The 14,813-nt window shown below is 67.4% G+C and carries 15 protein-coding genes and 1 riboswitch; of the genes, 8 read left to right on the top strand and 7 right to left on the bottom strand.

From position 1 onward, the window contains the following. Positions 1 to 195: 195 nt before the first annotated feature. The 5 genes from LGR54_RS11360 to upp form a co-directional block, all read right to left on the bottom strand. Positions 196 to 702, bottom strand: a complete 507-nt coding sequence (locus tag LGR54_RS11360; RefSeq protein WP_230362054.1) for a hypothetical protein — start codon at positions 700 to 702, stop codon at positions 196 to 198. Positions 703 to 1,060: 358 nt separating this feature from the next. Further along, positions 1,061 to 2,266: an agmatinase family protein gene (locus LGR54_RS11355; protein WP_214011123.1), complete on the bottom strand. Its 1,206-nt coding sequence runs from the start codon at positions 2,264 to 2,266 to the stop codon at positions 1,061 to 1,063. A 91-nt stretch (positions 2,267 to 2,357) separates the two neighbouring features. After that, a riboswitch (guanidine-I (ykkC/yxkD leader) is annotated at positions 2,358 to 2,479 on the bottom strand. Positions 2,480 to 2,560: 81 nt separating this feature from the next. Then, a complete protein-coding gene (locus tag LGR54_RS11350; RefSeq protein WP_230362053.1) occupies positions 2,561 to 3,175 on the bottom strand; it encodes a HupE/UreJ family protein in 615 nt (204 codons plus the stop codon). Positions 3,176 to 3,326: 151 nt separating this feature from the next. After that, positions 3,327 to 3,803, bottom strand: coding sequence for a nickel-responsive transcriptional regulator NikR (nikR, locus tag LGR54_RS11345; RefSeq protein ID WP_230362052.1), 477 nt, complete (start codon positions 3,801 to 3,803; stop codon positions 3,327 to 3,329). A 21-nt stretch (positions 3,804 to 3,824) separates the two neighbouring features. Next, complete coding sequence (gene upp / locus LGR54_RS11340) at positions 3,825 to 4,487, bottom strand: uracil phosphoribosyltransferase (RefSeq protein WP_214011127.1); 663 nt, start codon at positions 4,485 to 4,487, stop codon at positions 3,825 to 3,827. Between the two features lie 218 nt (positions 4,488 to 4,705). On the opposite strand from upp, the gene LGR54_RS11335 reads away from it, so the two are divergent. The 3 genes from LGR54_RS11335 (at position 4,706) to LGR54_RS11325 (ending at position 7,598) form a co-directional block, all read left to right on the top strand. Further along, positions 4,706 to 5,974, top strand: a complete 1,269-nt coding sequence (locus LGR54_RS11335; RefSeq protein ID WP_230362051.1) for a GTP cyclohydrolase II — start codon at positions 4,706 to 4,708, stop codon at positions 5,972 to 5,974. A gap of 66 nt (positions 5,975 to 6,040) precedes the next feature. After that, entirely contained in the window at positions 6,041 to 6,343 is a 303-nt protein-coding gene (locus LGR54_RS11330) for an alkylphosphonate utilization protein (protein WP_230362050.1), read from the top strand. 28 nt (positions 6,344 to 6,371) lie between these two features. After that, the gene (locus LGR54_RS11325) at positions 6,372 to 7,598 is read left to right on the top strand and encodes a URC4/urg3 family protein (RefSeq protein ID WP_230362049.1); all 1,227 of its coding nucleotides are present in this window, start codon (positions 6,372 to 6,374) and stop codon (positions 7,596 to 7,598) included. Between the two features lie 62 nt (positions 7,599 to 7,660). Here LGR54_RS11325 and LGR54_RS11320 read toward each other — a convergent pair whose 3' ends face one another. Further along, complete coding sequence (locus LGR54_RS11320) at positions 7,661 to 8,677, bottom strand: tripartite tricarboxylate transporter substrate binding protein (RefSeq protein ID WP_230362048.1); 1,017 nt, start codon at positions 8,675 to 8,677, stop codon at positions 7,661 to 7,663. 331 nt (positions 8,678 to 9,008) lie between these two features. Here LGR54_RS11320 and LGR54_RS11315 point away from each other — a divergent pair, with 331 nt between their 5' ends. The 5 genes from LGR54_RS11315 (at position 9,009) to LGR54_RS11295 (ending at position 13,773) form a co-directional block, all read left to right on the top strand. Continuing rightward, on the top strand, positions 9,009 to 10,103 hold the full coding sequence (locus tag LGR54_RS11315; RefSeq protein ID WP_230362047.1) for an ABC transporter ATP-binding protein: 1,095 nt from the start codon (positions 9,009 to 9,011) through the stop codon (positions 10,101 to 10,103). A gap of 57 nt (positions 10,104 to 10,160) precedes the next feature. Continuing rightward, the gene (locus tag LGR54_RS11310; protein WP_230362046.1) at positions 10,161 to 11,447 is read left to right on the top strand and encodes a PotD/PotF family extracellular solute-binding protein; all 1,287 of its coding nucleotides are present in this window, start codon (positions 10,161 to 10,163) and stop codon (positions 11,445 to 11,447) included. A gap of 225 nt (positions 11,448 to 11,672) precedes the next feature. After that, complete coding sequence (locus LGR54_RS11305) at positions 11,673 to 12,524, top strand: ABC transporter permease (RefSeq protein WP_230362045.1); 852 nt, start codon at positions 11,673 to 11,675, stop codon at positions 12,522 to 12,524. A gap of 19 nt (positions 12,525 to 12,543) precedes the next feature. After that, positions 12,544 to 13,374, top strand: coding sequence for an ABC transporter permease (locus tag LGR54_RS11300; RefSeq protein WP_230362044.1), 831 nt, complete (start codon positions 12,544 to 12,546; stop codon positions 13,372 to 13,374). Between the two features lie 177 nt (positions 13,375 to 13,551). Then, on the top strand, positions 13,552 to 13,773 hold the full coding sequence (locus LGR54_RS11295; RefSeq protein ID WP_214011136.1) for a hypothetical protein: 222 nt from the start codon (positions 13,552 to 13,554) through the stop codon (positions 13,771 to 13,773). 20 nt (positions 13,774 to 13,793) lie between these two features. Here the strand turns inward: LGR54_RS11295 and LGR54_RS11290 are convergent, their stop codons facing one another. Next, positions 13,794 to 14,726 (bottom strand): ornithine cyclodeaminase family protein, encoded by a 933-nt coding sequence (locus LGR54_RS11290; protein ID WP_230362043.1) that lies wholly within the window; start codon positions 14,724 to 14,726, stop codon positions 13,794 to 13,796. Positions 14,727 to 14,813 lie beyond the last annotated feature (87 nt).

The following is a 14,813-nucleotide window of genomic DNA, read 5'->3' as shown; positions in this document are numbered from 1 at the left end:
GCGCATCCACTCTGCTTCGCCGGGTAGCGGCGGCCGGAGATTCCGGCCGCGCCCTTCCCAAGCGGGCGTCGCGGGCACCATGAACTTCAGAAAGGTTCCGATCAACCTGTCAAAATGCCCACGCGGCGATCGAACGCGTGGCATTGCGACACGTCGATGTCACGACTGCGCGAGCGCGCGGCCCCGCGCCGATGCTCACGTCTCGGTCAGCTTGCGAACATCCGCCAGTGGCAGCTGCCGCAGGCCCTTACCGTCGAAATAGACGAAGCGCAGCTGCTGGCGGCGCGACACCATGGCTTTCGGCAAGGGGTCATAGCGGAAGCTGCCGCCGCCCAGATGCGGCATCACCGCCCCGACATCGGTGGCGGCGTTGCTCTCGACCCGCAACAGGCTGACGCGGGCGCCGTCCTCGGCGATGGCGTCGAACGGCACGCGGGCGAGGCGCAGGAAGCTGGTCGGGTCGGAAGCCGCCGCGAAGCCCTCGACGAAGGCCTGCTCGACGAGGTCGAGATCGGGCTCCTCGTGACGGTGCTCCTCCGGCGGCGGCGCATCGGGCAGGTGCGGCGTCTGCCACTGGGCGACGTGCGAGGGGCCGTGGCCGTGATTGTGGCCGGAGGCGTGGGAATGGCTGTGAGCGTGCCCGTGGGAATGGCCGCCGGCGCCGTGGTCGTGATGATGATCGTGATCGTGGCCGCGATGCATGACTGATGTCCTTGTCTTGTCCTCTCCCGCCCGAACTCGGCTGCTGCCGGTTTCGGCTTTGGCAAAGCCGAAACCGGAAACATCCGGCTGCCCGAACTCGGCTGTTGCCGCGTTCGGTTCTGGCAAGGCCGAAGCCGGAAACGTCCGGCTTCGGCGGAGAGGTGGCCCGCGCAGCGGGGCGGTGAGGGGCGACGTGGGTGCGGAACGTCGAAGACTCCTCACTCCCCCCTCCGTCGACATCGGATGCATCCGATGTCGACCGCCCTGAGTGCGGAGCTCGGCAACAGCCGAGTTCCGTGCGGGGAGAGGGAGCTTTCCAGCGTGCGTGCCGCTCCGAGGAGGGGTGGGTGGAGTTTGCTCAGAAGCTCACCGGCTTGTCGATGATGTGCTTGTGCGAGCCGAGCTTGCCATGCGCCAGCATCGAGCCGAGCGCCTCGACCACCACGCGGGTGCCGAACAGCGCGGTGATGTCCGAGGTGTCGTAGGGCGGCGAGACCTCCACCACTTCCAGCCCGCACAGGCCTTCGGCGGCCACCAAGCCGAGGATCTTCAGCGCCTCGCGCGGCAGGAAGCCGCCCGGCTCCGGCCAGCCGGTGCCCGGCACGAAGCCGCAGTCGATGCTGTCCACGTCGAAGGAGATGTAGACCGCGTCGGCGTCCTTCCAGGCGAGCTCGAGCGCGATCTCGGCGGTCTTCTCCAGCCCGATCTTCTCGATGTCGTCGATGGTCAGCACATTGGTGCCGCGCTTGCGGGCTTCCTGCACGCCGTAGCGCGGAACCTGCCAGCCGCCGATGCCGAGCTGCACGAGGTTCTTCGGCGAGACGTTCGGCAGGTTGGTCGCCCAGTACCAGGGCGTGGTGTGCATCCGCTCGTCGAGATCCTTCTCCTGGATGTCGATGTGGCGGTCGAAATGGATGATGCCGATGCGCTTCGAGGTGCATTCGGCGATGCCGCGCACGCAGGGAAAGCCGATCGAGTGGTCGCCGCCCAGCATGATCGGCAGCGCGCCGGAGGAGAAGACGTGGCTGACGCCCTTGGAGATCTGGTCGAAACTCTTCTCCAGATTGGCGGGGATGGTGAACACGTCGCCGACGTCGCACAACGTCATCTGCTCGCGCAGGTCGACGCCGAGCTCATAATTGTAGGGCGTGTACAGCGCCGAGATGCGCCGGATGCCCTGCGGCCCGAAGCGGGTGCCGGGGCGGTAAGTGGTGCCACTGTCGAACGGGATGCCCAGCACGGCGGCGTCGTACTTGCCGACGTCGCGGACGTTCTCGACATAGGGCGCCTTCATGAAGGTGTTGATGCCGGCGAAATGCGGCAGCTCGCCGCGCGCGAAGGTCGGGATCGACTTGTCGTTGATCGAGTCGGCGCCGGGCAGGCCCATGTCGAGGGCCCATTTCTGCTCCTTGCGCCAGCCGTCCTCGGAGAGCTTCTCCTCGGATTCCAGTGCCTTCCAGCCCTGCATCCCCTTGATCTCGAAATTGGGATGGTGGCGGCGGCGGCGGGCCGGTGCCGGAGCAAGGCCGGCGAAACGGGTCGAACGGGTGGGATGGGAACGCATCAGGTTCTCTCCTTGCGATCAGTCCTTGCGACCGGTCCTGGAGAGCCCTTCGGGATGAGCCGGAGGGTCACGCCGCGAACCGCTCGCGCGAGCCTCCCGGGCTTTTATCCCGCCGTGGACCCGGCGAATGTGGTGGAACGAGGTTCCCCGCCGGGCTGTCCCTCTCGGCCCAGACGCATCGCGAGCAATGCCGGAACCCTAGGGACGGATCAGAACGTAGCCGGGCTTCCGACGGATCGGAAGCCCGGAATAGTGGCAGGCGCGAAAAGCCGCGCCGAAACTTTCGGCGCGGCGTCAGATGACGCCGGACAGCAGGCCGAGGCCGGCCACCGCCACCACGGCGCCGAGCGCCTGGGTGAGGCGCGGCGCGCGGACCTCGCCGAGCTTGCCGACGGCAAGGCCCAGGCCGACGCCGACAATGTGCAGCGCCGCCGTGGCGAGCATGAAGCCGGCGGCATAAGCGAGCCCGGAGGCGTCAGCCGGCATCTCGGTGCCGTGGGCGTGGCCGTGGAACACCGCGAAGAAGCCGACCAGCGCCATGGCGACGCCGAGCGGCGCGTTCTTCCAGCCCATGGCGACGACGAGGCCGAGCGCGACGATGGAGCCGAGGATGCCGAATTCGACGAAGGGCAGGCCGATGCCGGCCATGCCGAGCGCGCCGCCGACGGCCATCAGCGCCACGAAGGTCGCCGGCACCGCCCAGATGGCGCGGCCGCCGAGCTGGGCAGCGAAGATACCGACCGCCACCATGGCGAGCACGTGGTCGAGGCCGCCGATCGGATGGGCGAAGCCATGCACGAGGCCGGCGGCGCCTTCATGGCCGGGATGGGCGAAGGCGAGGGCGGGAGACAGCGCGAAGACGGCGGTAAGCGCGGCACGGCGCAGCTGGGACGAAACGGCGTTCGACATGACAACCCCTGTGGAGCAGGCAGGCCGCCTTCGGGAAAGACCCGGTGCGCGAGAATCCCGGTGCGTACGTCTGCGTATGATGATTTGACCAAATCAGCATACGTCCGAGGGGGTGCGGGTCAATCGGCTTTTTGCGGGTGCGAAGACTTTTTCACCGGGAGTGAACATGGTCATGCGGGTGCCCGTGACCATGTTCGTGCCCGTGAGTTTCCTCGCCGGCCGGCACCAGATGCAGATTGCCGTAGCGCACGCCGCGCTGGGTGACGACGGTATCTGCCAGCTGCTTCACCTCGTCCGCCGGTCCGCGCAGCACCGAGACTTCGAGGCAGGTGCCGTGGTCGAGATGCACATGCAGCGACGCCACGGTGAGATCGTGATGCCCATGCTGCACCTGGGTGAGGCGGCGTGCCAGCTCGCGCTTCTCGTGGTCGTAGACATAGCTCAGCGTGGCGATGCAGGGCTGCCTGTTCGCGTCCGCGTCGTCGGCCGCCGGCGCCTCCTCCATGCCGAGCGCGGTGCGCAGCGCGTCGCGGATCGCCTCGGAGCGGTTCTCATAGCCGCGCCGCGCGGCATGGGCGTCGAGGGCGGCGAGCAGCGCGTCGTCGATGGTCACGGTCACGCGCTGCATGGTTTCCTCGCTCTGGAGCGTTCACTTGGTGCCGAAGATGCGGTCGCCGGCGTCGCCGATGCCCGGCACGATATAGCCGTGGTCGTTGAGATGGCTGTCAACCGCCGCGGTGTAGACCGGCACATCGGGATGCGCCTCGTGGAACACCTTCAGTCCTTCCGGCGCGGCGATGAGGCAGACGAACTTGATCGACTGGCAGCCGGCCGCCTTCACCTGGTCGACCGCCGCCGCCGCCGAATTGCCGGTGGCCAGCATCGGGTCGAGCACGATGGCGGTGCGCTCGGAAATGTCGCGCGGCAGCTTGAGATAATACTCCACCGCCTGCAGCGACACCGGGTCGCGGTAGAGCCCGACATGGCCGACGCGAGCGGCGGGCAGGATCTCCAGCATGCCTTCGAGAATGCCGCCGCCGGCGCGCAGCACCGAGACGAGGCAGAGCTTCTTGCCGGACAGGATCGGCGCCTGCATCGTCGTCAGCGGCGTCTCGATCTCGGTCATTTCCAGCGGCATGTCGCGCGTCACCTCATAGGCGAGCAGCATGCTGATCTCGCGCAGCAGCAGCCGGAATTCGTTGGCCGGGGTGCGCGAGCGGCGCATCAGGGTGAGCTTGTGCTGGATCAGCGGGTGATCGACCACGACGGTGGAGGGCGGGGCGGTGACGGGCGCGGTGTCGGTCGTGGTCATGGGACGCTCGCTGAAGGCGGGATGGGAGGCGGGACAGAGTTCCACAAGCTAGCGGAAACGCGAAGGGCGTTACATTCCGGCGATACAATTTTCGGACCAGTTCGTCCGAAAATTTTCGCCTCCCGCCACCGACCCCCTTGCAGAACGTCACATAACGCGCTCACATTCAGTGCTTCCCGAGGACCGGCCGCCAAGGCCGGGCGAGAAGCGAGCCCATCATGTCCGTCACTACCGGTTCCGGCGGTCGTTCCCGCAATCACATCGTCCTCACCTCCCACGGTGCGCCGACCGGCGTCTCCGCGAGCGCGCCGGCGCTCGACTGGGGCGCGCCGACGGCGCTCCAGCGCGGCCCGGTGGTCGCCACCCTCACCGATCCCAAGCGACGCAACGCCATCGGTACCCATGGCGGCGGCTACTCGGTGTATCGCGCGCTCGCCATCGCCGCCGGGGCGCTGCCGGCCGATTTCAAGGCCGACCTCACCAACACCGCGCCGTCCGACCTGATCGGCCCGCACCCGCAATGGGCGGACCCGACCAAGATCGTCTCCATCGATCCCTACGGCCACATGATCGGCGAGGCCTTCGCCGACCTCATCGCCGAGGGCGTCGACGTGCGCCCGACCATCGCCATCACCCGCGCCCATATCGACATGCCGGAAATCCGCGACGCCATCCGCGCCGGGCGGCTGAAGATCGATGGCGACATCATCGGCCCCAAGGGAGACGTGCGCGTCACCAAGGCGGCGATCGATCCCGTCTGGTACCTGCCCGGCATCGCCCAGCGCTTCGGCATGGGCGAGGGGCAACTGCGCCGGGCGCTGTTCGAATATACCGGCGGCATGTTCCCCGAACTGGTCACCCGTGGCGACCTCAAGGTGTTCCTGCCGCCGATCGGCGGCATGACGCTCTATATGTTCGGCGATCCCTCGAAGATCGGCGACGGCGTCACCCCCATCGCCTGCCGCGTGCATGACGAGTGCAACGGCTCCGACGTGTTCTCCTCCGACATCTGCACCTGCCGGCCCTATCTCGCCCACGGCATCGAACTGTGCGTGGAGATGGCGCAGAAGGGTGGCACCGGCCTCGTGGTCTACAACCGCAAGGAAGGCCGGGCGCTCGGCGAGGTGACCAAGTTCCTCGTCTACAATGCCCGCAAGCGGCAGGAGGGCGGCGACCTTCCGGAGACCTATTTCAAGCGCACCGAATGCGTCGCCGGCGTGCAGGACATGCGCTTCCAGGAACTGATGCCGGACGTGTTCCACTGGCTCGGCATCACGCAGATCGACCGCTTCGCCTCGATGAGCGACATGAAGTTCAACGCGCTCGACCGCGCTGGCATCAAGGTGATCGAGCGGGTGGCGATTCCCGATGAGCTGATCCCGCAGGATGCCCGCGTCGAGATGGAGGCCAAGGTCTCGGCCGGCTATTACGGTGCCGGCTTCCAGAGCCACTATGACGACACGCAGGGGCGCGGGCTGAAGGAATAGGCCCCCGTTCCATCGTCCGCCTTGCGCTCGCGTGGGGCGGGCGACTTCACGAGGATAGAGGCGGGCATGGCCGGCGACGACGAAGACTATGTGTATGACGAGGCGACCGGCGAATGGCGCCCGGCCTCGGAGATGAAGGCGCAAGCGGCGGCGGCCAGCGCGGTGCGCGACGCCTCCGGCACCGTGCTGGCCGATGGGGATTCCGTGGTTCTCGTCAAGGACCTGAAGGTGAAGGGCGCCGGCCAGACGCTGAAGCAGGGCACGGTGATCCGCTCGATCCGCCTGACCGACAACCCGGACGAGATCGACTGCCGCCACGACAGCATCAAGGGCCTGGTGCTGCGCACGGAATTCGTGCGCAAGCGCTGACGCCGACTACTTCCGAGAAGGACGACGCATGATCCCGCCCGAACTCGCCGCTTTGCGTTCCCCCCACGCCGTGCGCGCCCGTAGTCACATGGTGCTCGACCACGTGCTGGCGGGCGCCTCGCCGCATTTCACCGTCGATGAAACCCGGCTCGGCGCGGTGGCGGATTATGTGGCGGAGGTGACGCGCCGTGCCTATCCGACGCTCGACATTCCCTATCACAGTCGCTGGCGGCACTTCGACGCCGGCGGGGTGGCGCGCTGGGATGCGCTTGCCGGGACGCTGGAGGGCGTCGATACGCTGGAGCGCGCGCGGATCATGGTCGATCTCGCGGTGGTGAGCGTGCTGCTCGACGCCGGGGCCGGCGACGCCTGGCGCTACCATGAGGACGCGACCGGGCTCACCGTGACCCGCTCGGAAGGGCTGGCGGTGGCCAGCCTGCACATGTTCCAGGCCGGCGCGTTCTCCTCCGATCCGGCGGTGCCGCTGCGCGTCGACGCGCCGGCGCTGATCGCGCTCGACGCCGCGACGCTGGCCCGGCATTTCCAGGTCGGCCCCGACAATCCGCTGGTGGGCGTGCCGGGACGGGTGACGCTGCTCAACCGGCTCGGCGAGGCGATGGCGGCGCGTACCGATCTGTTCGGCGACGGGGCGACGCGGCCGGGCGGGCTGATCGACGCGCTGCTGCCGCAGGCCAAGGTCGGCCGGCTGCCGGCGGCGCGCATATTGGAGGCGCTGCTCGACGGGCTGTCGGTGATCTGGCCGGCGGGGCTGGTGGTGGACGGCGTGCTGCTGGGCGATGTCGGCCGACACAGCGCGATCACCGTGCCGGACCGCTCGGCCGGGCTGGTGCCGTTCCACAAGCTCTCGCAGTGGCTGACCTATTCGCTGCTCGAGCCGTTCGAGGCCGCCGGCGTCGCGGTGGTGGATCTCGACGAACTCACTGCGCTGCCGGAATACCGCAATGGTGGCCTCTTGGTGGATCTGGAGCTGATCGTGCCGCGCCGGCCCATCGACCCCGCGCAGAAGCACTCGGTGGATTCGGAGATGATCGTCGAATGGCGGGCGCTCACCGTGGCGTTGATGGACCGGCTCGCCGGGGCGGTGCGCGAGCGGCTCGGGCTCGACGCCGACTCGTTCCCGTTCGCCAAGCTGCTGCAGGGCGGCACCTGGACGGCCGGGCGGCAGATCGCTGCGCAGAAGCGCGCCGGCGGGCCGCCGCCTATCGCCATCGACGCGGACGGCACGGTGTTCTGAACGCTGAAAACGCACATGCCCGGGACGAGCCCGGGCATGGCGTTGGCGGATGAGGCGCGGCGTCAGTCGATCTGCGCGCCGGACGCCTTGACAATCGGCGCCCATTTGGCGAGCTCCGCCTTCACATGGGCGGCGAGCTCTTCCGGCGTCGAGCCGACGACGGTGGCGCTGAAATCAGCGAGGCGGGCCTGCACCTTCGGGTCGGAGAGCGACTTGTTGGCGGCGGCGTTCAGCTTGGCGACCACTTCCGGCGGCGTGCCGGCCGGGGCGAACAGCGCGTTCCAGGTATAGGTCTCGTAGCCGGGAATGGTCTCGGCGATGGCCGGGACGTCCGGGAAGGACGGCGCGCGCTTGGCGGTGGTGACGCCCAGCGCCCGCAGCTTGCCGCTCTTGATGTGCCCGGCCGAGGACGGCAGGTTGTCGAACATGATCGGCACCTGGTTGGCCAGCACGTCGTTCAGCGCCGGGCCGGCGCCCTGATAGGGGATGTGTTGCATCTGCACGCCGGCGAGGCTCTTGAACAGCTCGCCGGAGAGATGCAGCGGCGTGCCGTTGCCGGAGGAGGCGTAGCTGTACTTGTCCGGGTCCTTCTTCAGCAGCTCGACCAGCTCGGGAACGGTCTTGGCCGGGAAGTCCGGGTTCACGACGAGCACGTTCGGCACCACCACCAGCAGCGAGATGGGCGCGAAGCTCTTTTCCGCGTCGTAGGGAATCTTCTTGTACAGCGCCGGGTTGAGCGCGTGGGTGGCCACCGTGCCCATCAGGATGGTGTAGCCGTCCGGATTGGCCTTCGCCACCTGCGCCGCGCCGAGATTGCCGCCGGCGCCGCCCTTGTTCTCGACCACGACCGGCTGGCCGAGCTCGGCGCTCATGCGCTCGGCGACCAGCCGGCCGACAAGGTCGGTGGAGCCGCCGGCCGGGAAGGGGATGACGAGGGTGACGGGGCGCTCCGGGAAGCCCTGCGCGAGCGAGGGACCGGCGGCGAAGGCGAAAGCGGCGGCGCTGGCGGCGGCAAGCAGCGTACGGAACTTGCCACCGAAGGCGGCGCGAGGCGTGGCGCGAAGTGTGGCGCGAAACATTGGCGTATCTCCCATGGGGACGGATGGCGGCATCTTGTCGGGTGCCTTTTGGTCACGTTCCCCGATTTGGCGGCCGGGCTCAACGGCTTCGCCGGCAAGTTCGACCAATGGACGGCAGGTTTTCCGTGATTGGATTCGATCTATGAGAAAATTGTATCCGATTTGACCATGGCTCGCGCACGATGCCCAAAAGCTGGGCGCCCGATTGGCGGCTTTCCCGTCTCCGCCTGTCATCCCGGCGCGGATTTTCCCGTCCGGCGCCGCCCGCAACAACTGGCATAGGCCTTGCGAAGGTCTTTGCCGAGGCGGACGGGCGAGGGTGGCAGACCAGATGAGCAAAGGCGCCGACATCGAATTGATCCAGGTCACCAAGCGCTACGGGCTGGCGCTGGCGGTCGATGCGGTGTCGCTCAAGATTCCCAAGGGCACCTATTGCTGCCTGCTCGGCCCCTCCGGCTGTGGCAAGACCACGACGCTGCGCATGATCGCCGGCCATGAGAGCATCACGCAGGGCGATGTCCGCCTCGGCCCGGCCGTGGTCACCGACCTGCCGCCGGCCAAGCGCGGCACGGCGATGATGTTCCAGAGCTACGCGCTGTTTCCCCATCTCGACACCGTCGACAATGTCGCCTTCTCGCTGAAGATGAAGGGCGTCGACAAGCCGACCCGCCGCGCCAAGGCGATGGAGATGCTCAAGCTGGTGCAGCTCGACCATCTCGCCGAGCGCCGGCCGGCGCAGCTCTCCGGCGGCCAGCAGCAGCGCGTGGCGCTGGCGCGGGCGCTCATCACCGATCCGCAGGCGCTGCTGCTCGACGAACCGCTCTCGGCGCTCGACCCGTTCCTCAAGATCAAGGTGCGGCAGGAGCTGAAGAAGCTGCAATTGCAGCTCGGCATTTCCTTCATCCACGTCACCCACAGCCAGGAGGAGGCGATGGCGCTCTCCGACCTGGTGGTGGTGATGAATGGCGGGCGCATCGAGCAGGCGGCGGAGCCGCGCGAGGTGTTCAACCGGCCGGCAACCGCCTTCGTCGCCCGCTTCATGGGCGACCACAACGTCATCGCCGGCCGCGTCGCCGGCAAGGCGGGGGAGGCGCTCACCTTCGAGGTGCCGGGCGGCGCCTCCTTCGCCGCGCCGGACGGGGAGGGGCTGGAGCCGGGCGCGCCGGTGGAGATCGCCGTGCGCACCGACCGCATCCGCATCGGCGAGCCGGTGGTCGCCGGCTGCGGGCTCACCGGCCTCGTGCAGAACATCGAATATCACGGCCAGAAGGTGCAGGTGGCGCTCTCCGCGCCCGGGGTCGACGACTTCGCGGTGCAGGTGCCGGAATCCGCCTTCTTCGCCAATCCGCTGTCCCTCGGCGACGCGGTGCCGCTCGCCTGGACGCCGGACGACGTCCATCTGCTCAAGCCTTCGCCTTCCGCCTGAGAGAGACACGGCCGGCGGACGGGGGTCCGCAGCCAAACGACATATCGGGAGACAGACATGACGAAGAAGACCACCTCCAAGGGCGTCAGCCGCCGCCAGCTGCTCAAGGGGGCGGCCGCAGCGGGCGGCCTCGCCGCCGGCGCGGGCGTCGTCACCGGCTTCCCGACCATCTGGGCGCAGAACCCGATCACGCTGCGCCAGTTCGGCACCGGCGTGTCGAACATCAATGCCATCGCCGAGAAGTGCAAGGCGGACCTCGGCATCACCCTGCAGATGACCGCGCTCGATTCCGACGCGGTATCGCAGCGCGTGGTGACGCAGGCCAACTCCTTCGACATCGCCGACATCGAATACTGGATCTGCAAGAAGGTGTTCCCGGCCGGCACGTTGCAGCCGATGGACGTGAAGAAGATCAAGTACTACGACGACATCGTGCCGATCTTCACCACCGGCAAGCTCACCCCGGAATCGAAGATCGCCCAGGGCACCGCGCCGAACACCGTCGGCTTCGTCGAGGGACCGGACTCCAAGACGTTCGCCAAGTCGCCCACCCAGTGGATGACGCTGATCCCGACCATCTACAACGCCGACACCTTCGGCATCCGCCCCGACCTCGTCGGCCGGCCGATCAAGAACTGGAAGGACATTCTCGACCCCGCCTTCAAGGGCAAGACCTCGATCCTGAACATCCCGTCCATCGGCATCATGGACGCGGCGATGATCTGCGAGAGCGCCGGCGTCATCAAATATGGCGACAAGGGCAACATGACCAAGGCGGAGATCGACACCACCATCGATTTCCTGATCAAGACCAAGAAGGCCGGCCAGTTCCGCGCCTTCTGGAAGACCTTCGACGAGAGCGTCAACCTGATGGCCTCGGGCGAGGTGGTGATCCAGTCCATGTGGTCGCCGGCGGTGGCGGCGGTGCGCTCCAAGGGTATCCCCTGCGTCTACCAGCCGCTGGAAGAGGGCTACCGCGCCTGGGGCGGCGGCCTCGGCATGGCCAAGCACCTGAAGGGCGCGCAGCTCGACGCCGCTTATGAGTACATCAACTGGTACCTCTCCGGCTGGGTCGGCGCCTATCTGAACCGCCAGGGCTACTACTCGGCCGTGCTCTCCACCGCCGAGAAGAACATGACGCCGGACGAGTGGGCGTTCTGGATGCTCGGCCAGCCGGCCAAGGCCGACATCCTCTCGCCGGAGGGCAAGGTGATGTACACGGTGGGCGCGGTTCGCGACGGCGGCTCCTTCAAGGAGCGCATGGGCGCGGTGGCCTGCTGGAACTCGGTGATGGACGAGGATCGCTACATGGTCCGCCGCTGGAACGAGTTCATCGCCGCGTGAGGCTGATCGACGGCCGCGAGGGAGCGCCTCCTGCTCCCTCTCCCCGCACCGAACTCGGCTGTTGCCGAGTTCGGTTCTCGGCAAGGTCGACATGGGAGATATCCGATGTCGACGGAGAAGAGTGGGGTGAGGGGGCTCCCTCATCGCGAGACCGTGCATCCCCCTTCACTCCATCCCTCTCCCCGTCGGGGAGAGGGAGCAGAGGCCCTCCACCGGAACGCCCGCATGACGCTTTCACGCCTCGCGCCCTATCTCCAGGCGACGCCGCTGACGCTGATCCTGGCGGCCTTTCTGGTGCTGCCCATCGCCACTATCGCGATGGTGAGCTTCTGGGACTATGATTCCATCCAGATCTTCCCGGCCTTCGTCTTCACCAATTACGAGGAGACGATCACCTCGCCGGTGACCTGGAACACCTACATCAACACCTTCAAATACACCCTGATCGTGTGGGCGCTGACGCTGCTCATCGGCTTCTGGGTGGCCTATTATCTTGCCTTCCACATCCGCTCGACGACGATGCAGATGCTGCTGTTCCTCATCTGCACCATCCCGTTCCTGACCTCGAACATCATCCGCATGATCTCGTGGATCCCGTTCCTCGGCCGCAACGGGCTGTTGAACCAGACGCTGATGACCATGGGGATCATCGACCAGCCGCTGGAGTTCCTGCTGTTCTCCGACTTCTCGGTGGTGCTCGCCATGGTGCATCTCTACACGCTATTCATGGTGACGCCGATCTTCAACACGCTGATGCGCATCGACCGGGCGCTGATCGAGGCGGCGCGCGATGCCGGCGCCAATGGCTGGCAGATCCTCACCAACGTCATCATCCCGCTGGCCAAGCCGGGCATCGCCATCGGCTCGATCTTCGTCGTCACGCTGGTGATGGGCGACTTCATCACCGTGCGCTTCATGTCCGGCGGCCAGTCGGCCTCGGTGGGCCTGATGATGGCGAACCAGATCGCGCTGCTGCAATACCCGGCCGCGGCGGCCAATGCGGTGATCCTCTTGATCATCGTGCTGATGCTGGTCGGCGGCATATTGCGCGTCGTCAACATCCGCAAGGAACTGTGAGGCGGAGAAGGATCTCGCGATGAACTCGGAAAAGCGCGGCCTCGGTTTCTACGTCCTCACGGCCTTCTTCGTGCTGTTCGTGCTGTTCCTGTACGGGCCGCTGACGACGATCTTCATCCTGTCGTTCCAGGGCCCAAATGGCGGCCTCACCTTCCCGATGAACGGGTCCTCGGTGCACTGGTTCAAGAACCTCCTGTTCGAGCAGCAGGCGGTGGGCGATTTCGGCGGCGCCTTCACCCGCTCGCTCCTCCTTGGGCTGATGACCATGGTGGCGACGGTGGTGGTGTCGCTGCTCGCCGGCCTCGCCTTCCGCCGCCGCTTCCTCGGCTCCGGCCCGCTATTCTACCTCACCATCGCCAGCCTGATCGTGCCCTCGATCCTGATCTCGCTGGGCATCGGCCTCGCCTTCCAGGTGTTCGGGCTGAACCCGGCCTGGTATTCCTCGGCCTTCGGCGCGCATCTCACCTGGACGCTGCCCTTCGGCCTCCTGATCATGTTCGCGGTGTTCAACCGCTTCAACCCGTCCTACGAGGAAGCCGCGCGCGACCTCGGCGCCACGTCGTGGCAGACCTTCGCGCATGTGGTGCTGCCGATCATCCTGCCGAGCCTGGTCGGTGTCGGGCTGTTCGGCTTCACGCTCTCCTATGACGAGTTCGCCCGCACGCTGATGACCGCCGGCACCTTCAACACGCTGCCGCTGGAGATCTACGGCATGACCACCAACGTCACCACGCCGGTGCTCTATGCGCTGGGCACGGTGACGACGGTGTTCTCGATGGCGATCATCGTGGTGGCGCTCATCGCCATCGCCGTCCTGCGCAAGCGCCGGGCGCGGAAGGTAGCGGGCTGATCCCGTCCCCCTTTTCCTGCCGCTGCGGAAAGATTTGCCCTCACAGAGGCTTGCGCAGAAAGTGCTTGCCGGGGGCGGCAAGGAACCGGATAGTTCGTGGCGGGTTGATGTCCAGAATAAGTCGTGCGGCTGGAACCCACCGGGCCGAAGCGGCGTGGACGTTATGGGAGAAACGCCATGAACATCTGCACCACGGACCGCAGCATCTGCGATCTGCTCAAGGAAGTGGCCAAGGACGACCGCAAGCACGCCTTGATCATCAAGCTGCGCAGCGGCGATACCGTCACCGCCTATGGACCGATCGAGGTGGCGGACCGGTTCATGCTGTGCCGCTTGCACGACAACAACTATCAGGGCAACCAGCTGATCGCGCTCGATACCATCGAGTTCATCCGCTGAACGCGCGCCGCTGAGGCGAATCAGCTCCCGACCACCAGAAGCGCGGCGGCGAGATCCTCCAGCGCCGCGCCCACCGACTTGAACAGCGTCACCTCTTCCGCCGTGCGCCGGCCGGGATGGCGGCCGAGCGCGAGGTCCCGCAGGTCGGCCCGCAGCGCCTCGGCCGACCACAGCCCGGCCTTGAGTGGTTGCAAGAGGTCGCCTGCCTCGGCCAGCGCTCCGGCCCGCGTATCGACGAACACTTCGGCGCGCCGCACCAGCGCGTCGTCGCTCTCGCGCATCGCCGGGTTGAAGGCGCCGACCAGGTCGACATGGGTGCCGGGGCGCACCTCGGCGCCCTTGACCAGCGGCGCCGTCGAGGTGGTGGCGCAGCTGACGATGTCCGCCTCGCCGAGGGCGGCGGCGATATCGTCGACCGCCCGCGCTTCCAGGCCGCCAGCACCGATGGCGGCGGCCAGCGCCTCGGCCTTGTCGCGGCGGCGTCCCCACACCAGCACCCGCTCGATCGGCCGTACCGTGCGATGCGCGGCGGCGAGCTGAGCCGCGACATGGCCGGTGCCGACGATCAGCAGCGTGCGGCTGTCCGGCCGCGCCAGCCAGGAGGCAGCGAGCGCCGAGGCGGCGGCGGTACGGCGATTGGTGAGCGCGTCGCCCTCCATCACCGCGCGCGGCTGCCCGGTGACGCCGTCGAACAGCACATAGAGCGAGCCCACCGCGCCGAGCCCATGCGCGGCGTTGTTGGGGAACACGGTGACCAGCTTGGTGCCGATGGCCTCGCCGCGCTTCCAGGCCGGCATGGTGAGCAGGTGGCCGGGAGCCGCCGGCGTGCCGACATCGAAGGCGCCGCGCACCGGCATCGGCTCGTCATGGGTGGCGAAGGCTTCGCGCAGCGCCGCAATCAGGCGGGGATAGTCGAGGGCGGCCTCGATTTCCTTGGCGGCGTAGAAGCGCATCGGTCCATCTCCTGAATGTGCGGGAAAGCGGGCGCGAAACTAGAGCATGTTCGGCGCCGGCGGAATGGGCCTTTGGACATGGGCGGC

It is taken from the genome of Ancylobacter sp. Lp-2 (assembly GCF_020523795.1).
GTDB lineage: Bacteria > Pseudomonadota > Alphaproteobacteria > Rhizobiales > Xanthobacteraceae > Ancylobacter.
This window is presented reverse-complemented; position numbering and strand designations above follow the sequence as displayed.

Coding starts and splice junctions, on each gene's coding strand:
- LGR54_RS11310 (WP_230362046.1), top strand. CDS start 10,161: ATGACGAAGAAGACCACCTCCAAGGGCGTCAGCCGCCGCCAGCTGCTC.
- LGR54_RS11360 (WP_230362054.1), bottom strand. CDS start 702: ATGCATCGCGGCCACGATCACGATCATCATCACGACCACGGCGCCGGC.
- upp (WP_214011127.1), bottom strand. CDS start 4,487: ATGACCACGACCGACACCGCGCCCGTCACCGCCCCGCCCTCCACCGTC.
- LGR54_RS11305 (WP_230362045.1), top strand. CDS start 11,673: ATGACGCTTTCACGCCTCGCGCCCTATCTCCAGGCGACGCCGCTGACG.
- LGR54_RS11350 (WP_230362053.1), bottom strand. CDS start 3,175: ATGTCGAACGCCGTTTCGTCCCAGCTGCGCCGTGCCGCGCTTACCGCC.
- LGR54_RS11315 (WP_230362047.1), top strand. CDS start 9,009: ATGAGCAAAGGCGCCGACATCGAATTGATCCAGGTCACCAAGCGCTAC.
- nikR (WP_230362052.1), bottom strand. CDS start 3,803: ATGCAGCGCGTGACCGTGACCATCGACGACGCGCTGCTCGCCGCCCTC.
- LGR54_RS11330 (WP_230362050.1), top strand. CDS start 6,041: ATGGCCGGCGACGACGAAGACTATGTGTATGACGAGGCGACCGGCGAA.
- LGR54_RS11335 (WP_230362051.1), top strand. CDS start 4,706: ATGTCCGTCACTACCGGTTCCGGCGGTCGTTCCCGCAATCACATCGTC.
- LGR54_RS11355 (WP_214011123.1), bottom strand. CDS start 2,266: ATGCGTTCCCATCCCACCCGTTCGACCCGTTTCGCCGGCCTTGCTCCG.
- LGR54_RS11325 (WP_230362049.1), top strand. CDS start 6,372: ATGATCCCGCCCGAACTCGCCGCTTTGCGTTCCCCCCACGCCGTGCGC.
- LGR54_RS11290 (WP_230362043.1), bottom strand. CDS start 14,726: ATGCGCTTCTACGCCGCCAAGGAAATCGAGGCCGCCCTCGACTATCCC.
- LGR54_RS11320 (WP_230362048.1), bottom strand. CDS start 8,677: ATGTTTCGCGCCACACTTCGCGCCACGCCTCGCGCCGCCTTCGGTGGC.
- LGR54_RS11300 (WP_230362044.1), top strand. CDS start 12,544: ATGAACTCGGAAAAGCGCGGCCTCGGTTTCTACGTCCTCACGGCCTTC.
- LGR54_RS11295 (WP_214011136.1), top strand. CDS start 13,552: ATGAACATCTGCACCACGGACCGCAGCATCTGCGATCTGCTCAAGGAA.